Source organism: Plantibacter sp. M259 (assembly GCF_006065115.1).
Lineage (GTDB): Bacteria > Actinomycetota > Actinomycetes > Actinomycetales > Microbacteriaceae > Plantibacter > Plantibacter auratus.
Map to the genome: position 1 here is coordinate 1993789 of NZ_CP040750.1, position 14546 is coordinate 2008334.

Consider the following 14546-nt stretch of genomic DNA (forward strand, 5'->3'; position numbering starts at 1 on the left):
ACTGAGCCCCCACCCCGGTCACTGAGCCCCCACCCCGGTCACTGAGCTTGTCGAAGTGCCTACGACCGCCCTTCGACAAGCTCAGGGACCGGAGGAGGTCAGCTCAGGGACCGGAGGAGGTCAGCTCAGGGACCGGAGGAGGTCAGCTCAGGGACCGGAGGAGGTCGGCTCAGGGACCGGGGGAGTCGCGCGAGTCAGGCGAGCGAGGCCGCGATGTCACCGATCCACGTGCGCACCGACGCGTCGTGCTCGTCGAACCAGTCGCCCTCGTAGCCACGCGGGACGCCTTCGACCACCATGACGAGGGCGAGGTACAGGGACCACAGGCGCGCGCGGGCCCGGGCGTCCTCGTCGGGGAGGAGCTCGCGGCCTGAGGTCTCGAGGTAGGCGCGGAGGAGTTCCGAGTCGGCGGCGACCGTGTCCGGCACGTCGGTGAAGAGCGCCAGCGAGACGAGGTCGGCGGCGGGGTCGGCCCAGTGCGCGCGCTCATGGTCGATGACGCCGGTCAGTTGCGCTGCCTCCGCCCCGTGCTCGGGCATGACGAGGAGGTTGCCCTCCCAGAGGTCGAAGTGGACGAGCGTCGGCTCCGTCACGCTGTCGAAGGCCGGCAGTGCGTTGTCGATCAGGTGTCGGATCTCGTCAGCAGCGACCGGGAGGTCGACCCCGAACCGCAGGGCGTCGGCGAGGACAGCTTCCACGATGAGTCGGTAGGCGTCCGCGGCGCTCGCCGCCTGGAGCTCCGGGCGGAAGGGGTAGCCGAATCGGTTCCCCTCGGCGAGGCCGGTCGCCGGATCGGTGGACGCGGCCTCCGCCGGGAGGTCGACGTCGCCTGGTTCCACGTGGAACGGCGTGCGCCCCGCCTCGTGCAGACGGGCGAGCGTGCGGCCGAGGACGTCGCGGGCGAGGGGGACGGTCTCGGTACTGTTCGCCGGTCGGCCGGTGAGTTCGGTCATCACGAGGGCGTCGCGTCCGTCGAGCGTCGCCTCGAAGACGATCTCCGGCTGCGGCACCTCCGCACGGCCGAGGATGCGGAGGGCGAGCGCCTCGGTCGCCATGAGGGACCGCTCGTAGGTGAGGCCGGCCGCGTCCGCAGGGGAGAGCTTCACGATGACGCGCTCGCCGCCGTCGAGTTCGACCGCTGCGACCTCGTTCGCCGTGCCCGCGCCGAGCATCGTGATGGTCGGGCTACCGGGCTGCATCGCCGGTCGCTCGGCCGCCCAGTGCTCGGCGACCGCGATCATGGTGTCACTGGGGCGAGGGGTTCGGCTCATCCGCCCACGGTAGCGCGCCCTCCGCCCTCCGCTCGCCGCTCGCTGCTGTCCCGGTCACCGAGCGCGCCTACCCCGGTCACCGAGCTTGTCGAGGTGCGCAGCCCAGAGCGTTCACAACTCCTGCTGGAGTCGCGCGCGGCTCACACGGGGTGCGGGATCTCCTCGCGGGCGGCGACGGCGGTCTCATCCTGCAGGAGTTGTGGACGACGGCGGGAGCGCTTCGCGGCGGTGGACGCACCGATGATGACTATCAGGCCGAGCAGGGTGATGGCCGCACCGGCCCAGATCGGCGAGGTGTAGCCGAGGCCGGCGGTGATCGTGACGCCGCCGAGCCAGGCGCCGAGCGCGTTGCCGAGGTTGAACGCGGCGATGTTCGCGCCCGAGGCGAGCGTGGGAGCAGCCGACGCGTACCGCATGACCCGCATCTGCAGCGCGGGGACGGTCGCGAATCCGAAGCCGCCCATGAGGACGAGGGCGATCACGGTGGCGACGGGCGACTGCGCGGTCGCGGCGAAGGCGACCAGGATCACGGTCAGCACCGCGATGACGACGATGAGCGTCCGGTCGATGTTCCGGTCGGCCGCCTTGCCACCCACGATGTTGCCGACCAGGAGCCCGACGCCGAAGAGGATGAGTAGCCACGGCACCGTGGTCGAGGCGAAGCCGCTGACCTCCGTGAGTGTGTACGCGATGTAGGTGAAGGCGCCGAACATGCCGCCGTAGCCGAGGACCGTGACAGCGATCGAGAGCCAGACCTGGCCGGAGCGGAACGCGCGCAGCTCGGCGAGGAGCGACGCCGGGGCTTCGTCACGCTTCGGTTTCGGCACGAGTGTCAGGATGCCGACGAAGGCGATGACCCCGATCACCGTGATGGCCCAGAAGGTCGAGCGCCAGCCGAAGTGCTGGCCGAGCAGCGTGCCGAAGGGGACGCCGAGCACGTTCGCCGCGGTGAGGCCGGTGAACATGATCGCGATCGCGCCGGCCTGTTTGTGGGCGGGGACCATCGCCGCCGCCAGGACCGAGCCGATGCCGAAGAACGCTCCGTGGCTGAGGGCGGCGAGGATGCGGCCGGCGAGCATGACCTGGTAGTCACCGGCGAGTGCGGAGACGAGGTTGCCGGCGATGAAGAGCACCATCAGTGCCAACAGGACGGGCTTCTTCGGCAGTCGGGTGACCGCCGCGGTGAGGGCGAGGGCTCCGACGACGACGGCTAGGGCGTAGCCGGAGATGAGCCAGCCGGCGGCGGCCTCCGAGACGCCGAAGTCGGCCGCCACCTCGGGCAACAGCCCCATGATGACGAACTCCGTGAGGCCGATGCCGAAGCCGCCGAGGGCGAGGGCGATGAGACCGAGTGGCATAACGATTCCTGCGATTCCGGGGGTCGTGGGGAGAGTGCTGGTGGCCTGCAGCCGGGACGCGTACGCTGATAGTTGCAGACGCGCGATAGATATCGTTGCACGCGCTAGGTAATAGCGCAAGCAACTATGTGCGTCTGCAATCAATTGATCGATGTTCGAACCGAGGAGTCCCGATGGGCATCGCCGACGACGCTGTTGAGATCCGCGCACAGGGGTGGCGGACACTCGCCGCCCTGTATGGATCGATCGAGTCCGATCTGGAACGTGCGCTGCAGGCCGAGGCCCGGCTCTCCGTGGTCGAGTACACCGTGCTCGACGCCCTGGGGCGCCAGGACGGCTGGCACATGCGCATGCAGCAGCTCGCCCGCGCGACGGCCCTGTCGCCGAGCGCCACCACCCGGCTCGTCAACCGCCTCGAGGACCGCGCGCTCCTCACCCGCGTCCTGTGCGCCGACGACCGCCGAGGGGTCTACACCGAGCTCACGGCCGCCGGGAAGGCGCTGCTCGAGGAGGCCCGACCGGTGCACGACCACGCCCTGGAGGAGTCGCTCACCACCGCGGAGTCGCTCCCGGAACTCGCGCCGCTCGTGGAGGCGATCCACCGGCTGGAGCCCGTCGCCACCGCCGTCTGACCGACCGGACCGTTCTCAGGAGAACTCGGCGCGTCGCCCGGGGAGCAGGGCGGCGTGCCGGAGGAGTCCTGAGACAAGGACGTCCGGGTCGCAGAACGGTGCACTCGCGCGTCGGTGGGTGATGCCAAGCTGAGTCGTCCGACTCGAGGGAGCACGATGAGCACCGCAGCACCGAACACCCGTGTCACCGCGCTCGTCGCACCAGGGTCCCGCAGGGTGCTGGGCGCCTATCTCGGCGCCGCACTCATCTGGGGCGCCAGCTTCCTCTTCATGAAGACCGGCCTGACCGGACTCGCTCCGGCGCAGGTCGCGCTGTCCCGCGTGGTGCTCGGCGCCCTGACGCTCTGCATCATCATGCTCGTCACCCGCCGCCGCTGGCCGCGGGAGCGTCGGCTCTGGGCGCACCTCGCCGTCGTCTCCGTCTTCCTCTGTGTCGCCCCCTTCCTCCTGTTCTCCTGGGCGGGACAGTTCCTGCCGTCCGGCCTGTCGAGCATCCTCAACGCGACCACGCCGATCATGACGCTCGCCGTCGGCGCGGTGTTCCTGCCGAAGGAACGGCTGAACCGCCTGCAGGTGTTCGGCATCTTCGTCGGCGCCCTCGGCGTCGCGATCGTCGTCGGCCCCTGGCGCGTCCTGGCCGACCCGGCGATCCTCGAGTCCATCCCGGCGCAACTCGCCTGCCTCGGCGCAACCCTCTGCTACGGCATCGCCTTCGTCTATCTCCGGAAGTTCGTCCTCGGCACCCACAGCTACGACGCGGTCGTCATCTCGGCCGTGGAGATCTCGCTCGCCGCCGTCATCATGCTCGTCCTCTCGCCGTTCATCGCGATGCAGCCGGTGTCGCTCGACGCGCCGGTCGTCCTCAGCATGCTCGCGCTGGGAGCGCTCGGTACCGGCGTCGCCTACATCTGGATGACGACGATCGTCGACTCCTGGGGCCCGACGGCGGCGTCCACCGTCACGTACCTCACGCCCCTGGTCGGTGTCGTCCTCGGCATCCTCGTGCTCGGTGAGATCCTGCACTGGAACGAGCCGGTGGGCGGCGTGATCGTCGTGCTCGGCATCCTCGTGAGCCAGGGCCGGCTCCGGCTCCGGCGGCGCACGCCCCCACTCTCGGCATAGGGTGGCTGGACGGCCGCGCGCTGACGGTCGCGGCCCTTCCCACGGAACGAGGTTTCACATGCGCATCGCATCCGGGCAGTTCTCCGCCGGAACGGACATCGACGAGAACCTCGCCAGTGTGGTCGCCCTGCTCGGTGAGGCCGCGGCGGGCGGCGCCGAACTGCTCGTGCTGCCGGAGATGAGCAGTTACGCCACCTCGGAACCGCCGAGCGCGCTCGCCGCGATCGCCCAACCACTCGACGGCCCATTCATCACGGGTGTCGCTGCCGCAGCTGCCGCGCGCTCCCTCCCGACGGTCGTCGGCACCATCGAGGAGAACCCCGGTGGGTTGCCCTACAACACGCTCGTGGCGATCGACGCCGAGGGGGACATCACCGCGACGTACCGGAAGGTGCACCTCTACGACGCCTTCGGATACGCGGAGAGCGACGGCATCTCGGCCGGCGAGCTCACCGAACCGTTCGTCCTCGAGCTCGGCGACCTCCGCATCGGCGCCTTCACCTGCTACGACCTCCGCTTCCCGGAGAGTGCCCGGCGTCTCATCGACGCCGGCGCCAACGTCATCCTGTTGCCCGCGATGTGGATCGTCGGCCCCGGCAAGGAGGACGCCTGGACCACCCTCGTGCGCGCCCGGGCCATCGAGAACACCGCCTACGTCGTGAGCGCCAACCAGACCGGCCCGCTCGCCACCGGCAACTCGATCATCGTCGACCCCGCCGGCGTCGTCATCGCCGCCGCCGGCGAGGCACCAGGGGTCGTCTTCGCCGAGCTCGATCCGGCGCGACTCGACGCCGTGCGGGCGCGGGTTCCCTCGCTCGCCAACCGCCGGTTCACCGTGGTCCCGCGGACCGCCGAATGAGCGTGGGCGAGCGCGTGAGCGACCCGGTCGGTCTCTCGGAGGTCGTCTCCATCACGCGCGACCTCATACGGATCGACACCTCGAACTACGGCGGCGGGCGTGCCGTCGGCGAGTCCCGCGCGGCGGACCTCGTCGAACGCCTCCTTGGTGAGGTCGGGATCGTGTGCGAGCGCTTCGAGGCCGAGCCCGGCAGGACGAACCTCGTCGCGCGGTGGCCAGGACGCGACCGCACCCTGCCCGGTTTGCTGCTGCACGGACACCTCGACGTCGTCCCGGTCGACGCGGCCGCATGGACGGTCGATCCGTTCGGCGGCGAGATCGCCGACGGCATGCTGTGGGGCCGCGGCGCCGTCGACATGAAGAACATGGTGGCGATGATCGTGGCATCGGTCCGGCGCATGGTGACGGCGGGGGAGCAGCCCGAGCGCGACGTCGTCCTGGCGTTCTTCGCCGATGAGGAGGCCGGGTGCGTCCTCGGCTCGCAGTGGATGGTCGAGCACCACCCGGAGCAGTTCGCCGGCGTCCGCGACGCGATCAGCGAGGGCGGTGGCTACAGCGTCACCCTCGGCGACCGGGCCGACACCCGCGCGTACCTGCTCAACACCGGCGAGAAGGGCGTGCTCTGGTTGCGGTTGACCGCCCACGGCGCCGCCGGTCACGCCTCGCTCGCGAGCCAGGATTCGGCGATCGTCAAGCTCGCCGCCGCGGTCGGTCGGATCGGCGCGCTCGACTGGCCGGTGTCGTTCACCGAGACGACGACGCACCTGTTCCAGCGGCTGCGCGAACTGACCGGAGCATCCTCCGAGCTGTCGCCGTTCGAACTCGCCGCGCTCGTCGGTCCCAGCGCGTCGCGGCTGCGCGCCGGCCTGCAGAACGTGGCGAACGTCACCATGATCTCCGGCGGGTACAAGGAGAACGTGATCCCCGAGTCCGCGACCGCGACGGTCGACGCCCGGTTCCTGCCCGGCCAGCGGGACGAGGTCATCGCGCGCATCCGCGAGGCGGCCGGCGAGGGGGTCGACGTCGAGGTCCAGCTGGAGCTCATCGCGATGGAGTCACCGAACGACGGCGAGCTGGTCTCGGTGATCGAGGCGGTCATCGAGCGTCACGATCCCGGTGCGACCGTGCTCCCGCACCTCATCCCCGGCGGCACCGACGCGAAGGCGCTCAGCCGACTCGGCATCACGGGGTACGGGTTCATCCCGCTCAGGTTGCCGGCGGACTTCGACTTCCCCGGAATGTTCCACGGTGTCGACGAACGTGTGCCGCTCGACGCGCTCGACTTCGGCTGCGCGGTGCTCACGGACGTCATCCGCTCGGCCTGACGGGCAGGGGACCGGGGGGCCGACCGGTGTTCGGGTTCGCCGATCGGCCACCCGGAGACGGGTGGCACGGTGTTCTGGCGAGCTCGGGGTCCGGGAGTCTCGGCGGTACTAGCGTGCGGGTGGTGCAGGCGGAACAGGCGTCGGTGCTGTCGCGAACGGGCCGGAGAGCCTCGCCCACTGCAGCAGCATGATGGTCTTCGCGTCGATGATGTCGTCGCCGATGCGCGCGATCGCGTCGTCGATGTCGAGTTCGAGGAGTTCGATCTCCTCGCCCTCCTCGGCGAGCCCGCCCCAGTCGCCGAGACGCGCAGCGGGGTCGTACTCGGCCGCGTAGAAGTGCAGGCGCTCGGTCACGGAGCCGGGGCTCATGAAGGCGTCGAACACATGCTGGACTGCCTCGACCGCGAACCCGGTCTCCTCGCGGGCCTCACGGGCGACCGCCGTCTCGGGATCGTCATCGTCGAGCAGGCCGGCGGCGGTCTCGATGAGCTCGCCGGTCGGGTGTCCGTTGACGTACGCCGGGTAGCGGAACTGCCTGGTGAGCAAGACCTTCCGGGAGTCACCGTGGTAGAGCAGGATGGTCGCGCCGTTGCCGCGGTCGTAGGTCTCGCGCTGCTGCGTCGACCACGCGCCTGAGCGGTCCTGGACCCGCAGGGTCGTCCGGCGGAGGACGTGCCAGGCGGCGGCGACCAGTTCCACGTCGGTCACCTGGACGCGCGGGTTGCCGGTGAGGTCGAGACCGGTCCGGTGCAGCCCGGTGCGCCCGCGGGCGTCGGGGAGGTCTGCTCCGGGTTGCGGCTCCCGGACCGTCGTGGAATCGGCCATCCACCGAGTGTACGACCGCCCGCCGACGGCGTACCAGCGGGGTTCCCCGGGTGTGCCGCTCGGGTGAGCCCTGCTGCGCGCCGCGCCCGATCGTGAATGCCGACTGCTCTTCGGTTTTCGCGGGTTCTGCAACATACTGGTGGGAGCACCGGTCGCGGTCCACGGAGGACCCCTGTCGAAAGGCACTCGATGACGAGCAGCAGTCCCGCCAGCAGCCCCGTCGCCAGCGGAGGCACCACGCCTTCAGCGCGGTCGGTCAGCTGGGTCGTGACCACCCAGGACGCGCCCTGGCAGGAGCAGGAGCCCCTCGGGTTCGGACGACTCGCGGGGATGCCGAACGTCATGGTCGACGTGACGAACCCGCAGCAGACCGTCGACGGTATCGGCGGATGCTTCAACGAACTCGGCTGGACGGCGCTGGGCCTCCTGCCCGAAGCGGACCGCGAGGGCATCCTATCCGACCTCTTCACGCCGGGTGCAGGACTGAACCTCTCGCTCTGCCGCATGCCCGTCGGCGCCAACGACTTCTCCACCGACTGGTACTCCTACGACGAGGTCGACGGCGACTTCGACCTCGAGCACTTCAGCATCGACCACGACCGCGCGACGCTCGTCCCCTTCATCCAGGCGGCGCAGCGGTACCAGGGCGACCTGCGTCTCTGGGCGTCGCCGTGGAGCCCGCCCACCTGGATGAAGACGAACGGGCACTACGCGGCCGCACGCCCATGGCCGGGGTCCGGCGTCGACAACGGCATCCGAGACGACCAGCTGGGCTCCGAGGGGACCGATCTCTTCATCCTCGAGGACCGCTACCTCGAGGCCTACGCCCGGTACTTCGCCCGCTTCGTCGAGGCTTACGGCGAGGAGGGCATCCGCGTCGAGATGGTCATGCCGCAGAACGAGTTCAACTCGGCGCAGGTCTTCCCGAGCTGCGTGTGGACGGCCGAGGGGCTCGCGCGGTTCATCGCCGTCCTCGGCCCGGAGATGGACCGTCTCGGAGTGCGGGTCTTCCTCGGCACGCAGGAGCGGCCGCACGACGCGCAGATCGAGACCGTGCTCCAGGATCCGGCGGCCGGCCCATGGGTCGCCGGAGTCGGATTCCAGTGGGCCGGCAAAGGCGCGATCGCTGCCGTGCATCACGCCCACCCGGACCTCGCGCTCTACCAGACCGAGCAGGAGTGCGGCGACGGCCGGAACGACTGGCGCTTCGTGCGGCACACCTGGGGACTCATGCGCCACTTCTTCACGCACGGCGCGCAGGCCTACACGTACTGGAACCTCGCGCTCACCGAGGGTGGGGTCAGCCGCTGGGGATGGGCGCAGAACTCGCTCGTCGTCGTGGACCCCGAGACCCGGACCTTCCGCTACACCCACGAGTACTTCCTCATGCGGCACCTGGGGCACTTCCTGCAGCCGGGTGCGCAACGGCTCGCGACGATGAGCTGGACCGGGCACGAGAACCTGCTCGCCTTCCGCAACCCGGACGGCGGCGTCGTGCTCGTGATGCAGAACGACCTTGGCGAACCGCTGCCCGTGCAGATCGTGGTGGGCGACGACGTCATCACGCCGACCCTGCCCGCGGACTCCTTCGCGACGCTTGTGATCCCGCCCGCCTGATCGCCGGTGCCGGAGCGACCCCTTGTGGGCGGTCGCCTCTGCGGCCTAGCCTCTCGCCTACCGGCACTGGCGACGGAGGACACATGGGCAGGCTCATCTACTCGGCGATCAGCTCGCTCGACGGCTACCTCGCCGATGAGGAGGGCCACTTCGACTGGAGCGCACCGGACGCCGAGGTACACGCCTTCGTGAACGAGCTCTCCCGGCCGATCGGCACCTACCTGTTCGGCCGACGCATGTACGAGATCATGACGTTCTGGGAAACGGCGGACGAGCTGCCGGACGAGCCTCGCGAGATCGCCGACTTCGCCGCACTGTGGCTCGCGGCCGACAAGGTCGTGTACTCGACGTCGCTCGATGCGGTCTCGACGGCCCGGACGACGCTCGAGCGATCGTTCGACCCGGAGGCGGTGCGCCGGTGGAAGGCGGAATCGGACCGCGACCTCAGTGTCGGCGGCCCGCACCTCGCAGCCGAGGCGATGGCCGCCGGGCTCGTCGACGAGGTGCAGTTGTTCCTCTCGCCGGTGATCGTCGGTGGCGGCTTGCGTGCGCTGCCGGTCAACCTCCGGCGACGCCTGGAACTCGTCGACGAGCGTCGCTTCGAAGCCGGCGTCGTCCACCTCCGCTACACCGTCACCGGCGAGCCCGTCTGAGTCGGCAGCGCGGCCAGCTCGCCCCGCGCACAACTCCTGCTCCTCCGAGGCGGTGATCCCCGCCCGTGCGCACAACTCCTGCTTGGAGCTGTGCGGCTCACCCGACACGCCGGGGCGTGCGGCGACGCGGCGCGATCAGCAGGAGTTGCGCACGGGCGGGGATCGGCGCCGAGCGCCCAGCAGGAGTTACGGACGGGTCAGACGGCCTCGAGGATGATCGCGGAGCCCTGGCCGCCACCGCCGCAGATGCCGGCTGCGCCGATCGAACCCGAACCCGCGGCGGCGAGACGGCGAGCGAGGTGGCCGACGATCCGGGTGCCGGAGGCGCCGATCGGGTGACCGAGGGCGATCGCGCCGCCGTTCGCGTTGACGATAGCGGGATCCACGCCGAGCTCGTCGGTCGAGTGGACCGACACGGCGGCGAACGCCTCGTTGATCTCGACCGCTGCGAGGTCGCCCGTCGTGTGGGAGGTCTTCGCGAGGGCGGCGACGATCGCGTTCGAGGGCTGGGCGTGCAGGCTGACGTCGGGTCCGGCGACGAGCGCGTGCGCGACGACGCGGGCGATCGGGGTGAGACCCCGGGCAGCAGCAGCCTCCTCGCTCATGAGCACCACCGCGGCGGCTCCGTCAGTGATCTGGGAGGAGTTGCCCGCGGTGATCGTGCCCTCGCCGCCGAACGCGGGACGCAGCCCGGCCAGCGACTCGGCGGTGGTGTCGGCGCGGAGTCCATCGTCGGCGCTCACGATCGTCGGGCCCTTGCGCCCAGGCACGGAGAAGGGTTCGATCTCCTCGGCCTGGACGTCCGCCGCTGCTGCGAGCCGCTGGTGTGACCCGGCCGCCCAGGCGTCCTGCTCCGGGCGTGCGATGCCGAGTGAGCCGTTGCGCTCTTCGGTGGACGACCCCATCGACCGGTGCTCGAACGCATCGGTCAGGCCGTCGTGGTCGAGGGTGTCGACGAGCTCGATGGCGCCGTAGCGCTTGCCGGCGCGCGAGCCCGACCAGGCGTGCGGGGCGAGACTCATCGACTCCTGGCCGAGCGCGACGACGACGTCGACCTCGCCGGCGTCGATGAGACGCGTGCCGCTGACGATCGCCTCCATGCCGGAAAGGCACACGGCGTTGACGGTGATGGCGGGGACGGTGAAGGGGATGTCGGCCCCGACGGCGGACTGCCGGGCGGGGTTCTGGCCGGCGGCGCCCTGCAGCACCTGGCCGGCGATGACCTGCTGCACGTCGGCGGCGTCGACCCCTGCCCGGGACAGCGCGGCGCGGATGGCGTGGGCGCCGAGCTCGGTGGCCGGCACGGACGCGAACGCCCCGTTGAACTTCACGAACGGGGTGCGGGCGTACCCGACGATGACGGTGCTCATGCGTGTGCCTCCTGAGGCGTGGCGGGTGCGGTCGGCACCTCGCCGGTGGTGGTGGGGTCGAGTTCGACGGAGAACTCCGCGCCCGTCAGGGTGCGCAGCTCGGCGACGCTCGTGTCGGGCGCGAAGGCCCGTAGGACGAGCGCCCCCTCGACGATATCGAAGACGGCGCGGTCGCTGATGATCCGGTCGACGACACCGACGCCGGTGAGTGGGAGATCGCACTGCTCGACGATCTTCGGGCTGCCGTCCTTCGCGACGTGCTCGGTGACGACCACCACCCGTGGCGTCCCGGCGACGAGGTCCATCGCGCCGCCCATGCCCTTGACGAGTTTGCCCGGGATCGTCCAGTTCGCGAGGTCGCCGGCACCCGACACCTGGAGCGCGCCGAGGATGGCCAGCTGCACGTGGCCGCCGCGGATCATGCCGAACGAGGTCGCCGAGTCGAAGTAGCTCCCACCCTCGAGCAGCGTGACCGTCTGTTTGCCGGCGTTGATGAGGTCGGCGTCCTCCTCGCCCTCGATCGGGAAGGGGCCCATGCCGAGGAGGCCGTTCTCGCTCTGGAGCGTGACGTGGACCCCCGGCGGGACGTGGTTCGCGACGAGCGTGGGGATGCCGATGCCGAGGTTCACGTACTCGCCGTCGCGGAGTTCGGTCGCCGCGATCGCGGCCATGTCGTCTCTCGTCCACATGATGATCAGGCTCCTGCCGGTGTCGTGGCGGCGGCCGCCGGGCGGACGGTGCGCTGTTCGATGTCCTTCACCCGCGGCGTCGCCGTGACGATGCGCTGGACGAAGATGCCGGGGGTGACGACGGTGTTCGGATCGAGGTAGCCGTCCTCGAGGACTTCCTCGGCCTCGGCGATCGTCAGTCGGCCGGCGGTCGCGACGATCGGGTTGAAGTTCCGTGCAGTGTGGCGGAAGACGAGGTTGCCCTCGCTGTCGGCGCGGAACGCGTGCACGAGGGCCACGTCGGCGACGATGCCACGCTCGAGAACGTAGGTCTCGCCGTCGAACACCTCCGTCGGTTTGCCCTCCGCGACCGGGGTGCCGACACCGGTCTTCGTGTAGAACCCGGCGATCCCGGCACCGCCTGCGCGAAGCCGCTCGGCGAGCGTGCCCTGCGGGGTGAACTCGACCTCGAGCTCGCCGTCGAGGAACTGCTTGGCGAAGAGCTTGTTCTCGCCCACGTACGACGCGACGACCTTCCGCACCTGTCGGTTCTCGAGGAGGATGCCGAGGCCTTTGCCGTCGACGCCCATGTTGTTGGAGACGATCGTGAGGTCGGTGGCACCGGTGTCCCGGAGGGCCTCGATGAGGTCGGTCGGGTTGCCGCTCAGGCCGAACCCGCCGACCGCGATGGTCGCTCCGTCCCGGACGACCTCGTGCAACGCCTCGGCGGCGCTCGACCAGTGTTTCGTCATGTCACTCCCTTGTGGATGGCGGACCGGCCTGCCCACATGGTGGTGCCGACCGTTCGTCTCCTGTAGTCAGTCACAGCGGTCCTGCGGTGTCAAAGGTCGCATCTGGCCCGATCCCGGATTCGCTCATGACGTGGTCCCGGCTGCGGCGTAGGCTCACCATGTGGACAAGCTGACGGAGCGACGTGGCTGAGGGGATGCGTGGCGCCCAGGTCGTCTCGCGCGTGAGTCGGATCCTGAAGATCGTGTCGGAGCACCCCGGCGGTGCGTCGTCCTCTGCGGTCGCCGCGGCGGCCGGGCTGACCAGGCCGACGGCGCACCGCCTGCTCGCCTCGCTCGCGGCCGAAGGCTTCCTCGACCACGACGCCCGGGCGGCCCGGTGGCACCTCGGTCCGGAGCTGTTCCTCCTCGGATCGCTCGCGGCGGAGCGGTACGACGTCGCCGAGCTCGCGCGGGAGAGCGTGCGGATCCTCGCGCACGAGAGCGGCGAGAGCGCCTTCCTCTCGGTGCGTCGCGGGTTCGAGACCGTGTGTCTGCTGCGCGAGGAGGGGAGTTTCCCGGTGCGGTCGTTCGTCCTGACCGAGGGCGTCCGCTTCCCCCTGGGGGTCGCGTCGGCGGGACTGGCGATCCTCGCGTTCTCGAGCGACGAGGAGATCGACGATTACCTGGGTCGCGCCGATCTCGTCGAGCGGTGGGGTGAGGCGCACGCCGCCGACCGCGTGCGCGAGCGGACCCGCGAGACGCGCGAGCGCGGGTACGCGGTGAACCCGGCGCTCATCCTCGAGGGCAGCTGGGGCATGGGCGCGGCCGTGTTCGACGCGGCGGGGAAGCCCGCCTGGGCGCTCAGTCTCACCGGGATCGAGTCCCGGTTCCGGCCTGAGCGCCAGGCGTTCCTCGGTGGCCTGCTCCTGGAGCAGGCGCACGAGCTGTCGAAGCGGCTCCGCTGAGCCGGGCGTTCCATCCCTGAGCTGCGCGGCACTTCGACAAGCTCAGTGACCGGCGGTGCGGTTCCTGAGCCTGTCGAAGGGCAGTGACCGACGGTCCGGTCCCTGAGCCTGTCGAAGGGTGGTGACCGGCGGCCGTGTTGCCGGTCCCTGAGCCTGTCGAAGGGCGGTGGGAGCGTTACTCCGAGACGGCGGACAGCTCTTCGAACTCGTCGTCGGTGAGCTCGATCGTCGCACCCTGCAGGTTGTCCTCGAGGTGCTCGATGCTCGACGTCCCCGGGATCGGGAGCATGACGGGCGAGCGCTTGAGCAGCCAGGCCAGCGCGAGCTGCGACGGGGTCGCATCGTGTCGCTCGGCGAGCTGCGTGAGCGGGCCGTCCTCCTTGCTGAGGGCGCCGGTCGCCAGCGGGAACCACGGGATGAAGGCGACGCCGTGCTCGGTCGACCAGTCGAGGAGGTCTTCCGAGGAGCGATCGGTGAGGTTGTAGAGGTTCTGCACCGACGCGATCGGAGCAATCTGCTGAGCCGCCTCGACCTCGGCGACGCTGACCTGGCTGAGGCCGATGTGCCGGATCTTGCCCTCGTCCTGCAGCTTGCGCAGCTCGCCGATCTGGTCCTCGAACGGCACCGTCGGGTCGATCCGGTGCAACTGCAGGAGGTCGATGCGGTCGACGGCGAGACGGCGGAGGCCGAGCTCGACCTGCTGGCGGAGGTAGGCGGGCACGCCCGTGGGCGTCCACTCGCCGGGACCCTGTCGCGTCTGGCCGACCTTCGTCGCGATCACGATGTCGTCGTAGGGGTGCAGGGCTTCGCGGAGGAGGGTGTCGGTGACGTCGGGGCCGTAAGCGTCGGCGCTGTCGAAGAAGTTCACGCCGAGCTCGGCTGCGCGCTTGATCAGGCGGATGGCGCCGTCGCGGTCGTCGGGTTCGCCCCAGACGCCCTCGCCGGTGAGCTGCATCGTGCCGTAGCCGAGTCGGTTGACGGTGAGGTCGCCGCCGAGCGAGAAGGTGCCGGCGGCGGTTGCGGGGCGTGTGGTGGTGTCGGTCATGCGGATGCTCCTTCGGAGGAATGCGGGAGTTCCAGCCAAGCACCGGCGGCTGGGAGGTGCACCCCCCTTGCGCGCCGCGTTCGCTGGCAGCGTTCCCGCCCGTCC

The 14546-nt window shown here is 70.4% G+C and carries 14 protein-coding genes; 7 read left to right on the forward strand and 7 right to left on the reverse strand.

What is annotated here, in order from left to right; genetic code table 11:
- Positions 1-194: 194 nt before the first annotated feature.
- Both FGL15_RS09225 and FGL15_RS09230 read right to left on the reverse strand, forming a co-directional pair.
- The gene (locus FGL15_RS09225; RefSeq protein WP_138945806.1) at positions 195-1271 is read right to left on the reverse strand and encodes a phosphotransferase family protein; all 1077 of its coding nucleotides are present in this window, start codon (positions 1269-1271) and stop codon (positions 195-197) included.
- Positions 1272-1411: 140 nt separating this feature from the next.
- On the reverse strand, positions 1412-2629 hold the full coding sequence (locus FGL15_RS09230; protein ID WP_138945807.1) for an MFS transporter: 1218 nt from the start codon (positions 2627-2629) through the stop codon (positions 1412-1414).
- Positions 2630-2802: 173 nt separating this feature from the next.
- On the opposite strand from FGL15_RS09230, the gene FGL15_RS09235 reads away from it, so the two are divergent.
- The 4 genes from FGL15_RS09235 (at position 2803) to FGL15_RS09250 (ending at position 6567) form a co-directional block, all read left to right on the forward strand.
- Entirely contained in the window at positions 2803-3261 is a 459-nt protein-coding gene (locus FGL15_RS09235; RefSeq protein WP_138945808.1) for a MarR family winged helix-turn-helix transcriptional regulator, read from the forward strand.
- 156 nt (positions 3262-3417) lie between these two features.
- The gene (locus FGL15_RS09240) at positions 3418-4383 is read left to right on the forward strand and encodes a DMT family transporter (protein ID WP_138945809.1); all 966 of its coding nucleotides are present in this window, start codon (positions 3418-3420) and stop codon (positions 4381-4383) included.
- Between the two features lie 58 nt (positions 4384-4441).
- A complete protein-coding gene (locus FGL15_RS09245; RefSeq protein ID WP_138945810.1) occupies positions 4442-5242 on the forward strand; it encodes a carbon-nitrogen hydrolase family protein in 801 nt (266 codons plus the stop codon).
- The gene (locus tag FGL15_RS09250) at positions 5239-6567 is read left to right on the forward strand and encodes a M20/M25/M40 family metallo-hydrolase (RefSeq protein ID WP_138945811.1); all 1329 of its coding nucleotides are present in this window, start codon (positions 5239-5241) and stop codon (positions 6565-6567) included. Before FGL15_RS09245 ends, FGL15_RS09250 begins: the two co-directional genes overlap by 4 nt.
- 108 nt (positions 6568-6675) lie before the next feature.
- On the opposite strand, the gene FGL15_RS09255 is transcribed toward FGL15_RS09250, so the two are convergent.
- The gene (locus FGL15_RS09255) at positions 6676-7392 is read right to left on the reverse strand and encodes an NUDIX domain-containing protein (RefSeq protein WP_138945812.1); all 717 of its coding nucleotides are present in this window, start codon (positions 7390-7392) and stop codon (positions 6676-6678) included.
- Between the two features lie 189 nt (positions 7393-7581).
- On the opposite strand from FGL15_RS09255, the gene FGL15_RS09260 reads away from it, so the two are divergent.
- Both FGL15_RS09260 and FGL15_RS09265 read left to right on the forward strand, forming a co-directional pair.
- Positions 7582-9009 carry a glycoside hydrolase family 30 beta sandwich domain-containing protein gene (locus FGL15_RS09260; protein ID WP_138945813.1) on the forward strand — a complete coding sequence of 476 codons (1428 nt, stop codon included), beginning with the start codon at positions 7582-7584 and terminating at the stop codon, positions 9007-9009.
- Positions 9010-9092: 83 nt separating this feature from the next.
- Complete coding sequence (locus tag FGL15_RS09265; RefSeq protein WP_138945814.1) at positions 9093-9662, forward strand: dihydrofolate reductase family protein; 570 nt, start codon at positions 9093-9095, stop codon at positions 9660-9662.
- A gap of 197 nt (positions 9663-9859) precedes the next feature.
- On the opposite strand, the gene FGL15_RS09270 is transcribed toward FGL15_RS09265, so the two are convergent.
- The 3 genes from FGL15_RS09270 to FGL15_RS09280 are packed head-to-tail and all read right to left on the reverse strand — an operon-like array spanning position 9860 to position 12452.
- Positions 9860-11032, reverse strand: coding sequence for an acetyl-CoA C-acyltransferase (locus FGL15_RS09270; RefSeq protein ID WP_138945815.1), 1173 nt, complete (start codon positions 11030-11032; stop codon positions 9860-9862).
- Positions 11029-11721, reverse strand: coding sequence for a CoA transferase subunit B (locus FGL15_RS09275; RefSeq protein ID WP_369808440.1), 693 nt, complete (start codon positions 11719-11721; stop codon positions 11029-11031). The genes FGL15_RS09270 and FGL15_RS09275 overlap by 4 nt, the downstream gene beginning before the upstream one ends.
- 5 nt (positions 11722-11726) lie before the next feature.
- Positions 11727-12452 (reverse strand): CoA transferase subunit A, encoded by a 726-nt coding sequence (locus FGL15_RS09280; RefSeq protein WP_138945816.1) that lies wholly within the window; start codon positions 12450-12452, stop codon positions 11727-11729.
- Positions 12453-12646: 194 nt separating this feature from the next.
- Here FGL15_RS09280 and FGL15_RS09285 point away from each other — a divergent pair, with 194 nt between their 5' ends.
- Positions 12647-13396, forward strand: coding sequence for an IclR family transcriptional regulator (locus FGL15_RS09285; RefSeq protein ID WP_138945817.1), 750 nt, complete (start codon positions 12647-12649; stop codon positions 13394-13396).
- A 175-nt stretch (positions 13397-13571) separates the two neighbouring features.
- On the opposite strand, the gene FGL15_RS09290 is transcribed toward FGL15_RS09285, so the two are convergent.
- The gene (locus FGL15_RS09290; protein ID WP_079000486.1) at positions 13572-14441 is read right to left on the reverse strand and encodes an aldo/keto reductase; all 870 of its coding nucleotides are present in this window, start codon (positions 14439-14441) and stop codon (positions 13572-13574) included.
- Positions 14442-14546 lie beyond the last annotated feature (105 nt).

Excerpts from the sequence above, each read along its gene's own strand:
- FGL15_RS09250 (WP_138945811.1), top strand. The coding sequence starts at position 5,239 with ATGAGCGTGGGCGAGCGCGTGAGCGACCCGGTCGGTCTCTCGGAGGTC.
- FGL15_RS09260 (WP_138945813.1), top strand. The coding sequence starts at position 7,582 with ATGACGAGCAGCAGTCCCGCCAGCAGCCCCGTCGCCAGCGGAGGCACC.
- FGL15_RS09290 (WP_079000486.1), bottom strand. The coding sequence starts at position 14,441 with ATGACCGACACCACCACACGCCCCGCAACCGCCGCCGGCACCTTCTCG.
- FGL15_RS09245 (WP_138945810.1), top strand. The coding sequence starts at position 4,442 with ATGCGCATCGCATCCGGGCAGTTCTCCGCCGGAACGGACATCGACGAG.
- FGL15_RS09285 (WP_138945817.1), top strand. The coding sequence starts at position 12,647 with ATGCGTGGCGCCCAGGTCGTCTCGCGCGTGAGTCGGATCCTGAAGATC.
- FGL15_RS09240 (WP_138945809.1), top strand. The coding sequence starts at position 3,418 with ATGAGCACCGCAGCACCGAACACCCGTGTCACCGCGCTCGTCGCACCA.
- FGL15_RS09255 (WP_138945812.1), bottom strand. The coding sequence starts at position 7,392 with ATGGCCGATTCCACGACGGTCCGGGAGCCGCAACCCGGAGCAGACCTC.
- FGL15_RS09235 (WP_138945808.1), top strand. The coding sequence starts at position 2,803 with ATGGGCATCGCCGACGACGCTGTTGAGATCCGCGCACAGGGGTGGCGG.
- FGL15_RS09265 (WP_138945814.1), top strand. The coding sequence starts at position 9,093 with ATGGGCAGGCTCATCTACTCGGCGATCAGCTCGCTCGACGGCTACCTC.
- FGL15_RS09270 (WP_138945815.1), bottom strand. The coding sequence starts at position 11,032 with ATGAGCACCGTCATCGTCGGGTACGCCCGCACCCCGTTCGTGAAGTTC.
- FGL15_RS09230 (WP_138945807.1), bottom strand. The coding sequence starts at position 2,629 with ATGCCACTCGGTCTCATCGCCCTCGCCCTCGGCGGCTTCGGCATCGGC.
- FGL15_RS09275 (WP_369808440.1), bottom strand. The coding sequence starts at position 11,721 with ATGTGGACGAGAGACGACATGGCCGCGATCGCGGCGACCGAACTCCGC.
- FGL15_RS09280 (WP_138945816.1), bottom strand. The coding sequence starts at position 12,452 with ATGACGAAACACTGGTCGAGCGCCGCCGAGGCGTTGCACGAGGTCGTC.
- FGL15_RS09225 (WP_138945806.1), bottom strand. The coding sequence starts at position 1,271 with ATGAGCCGAACCCCTCGCCCCAGTGACACCATGATCGCGGTCGCCGAG.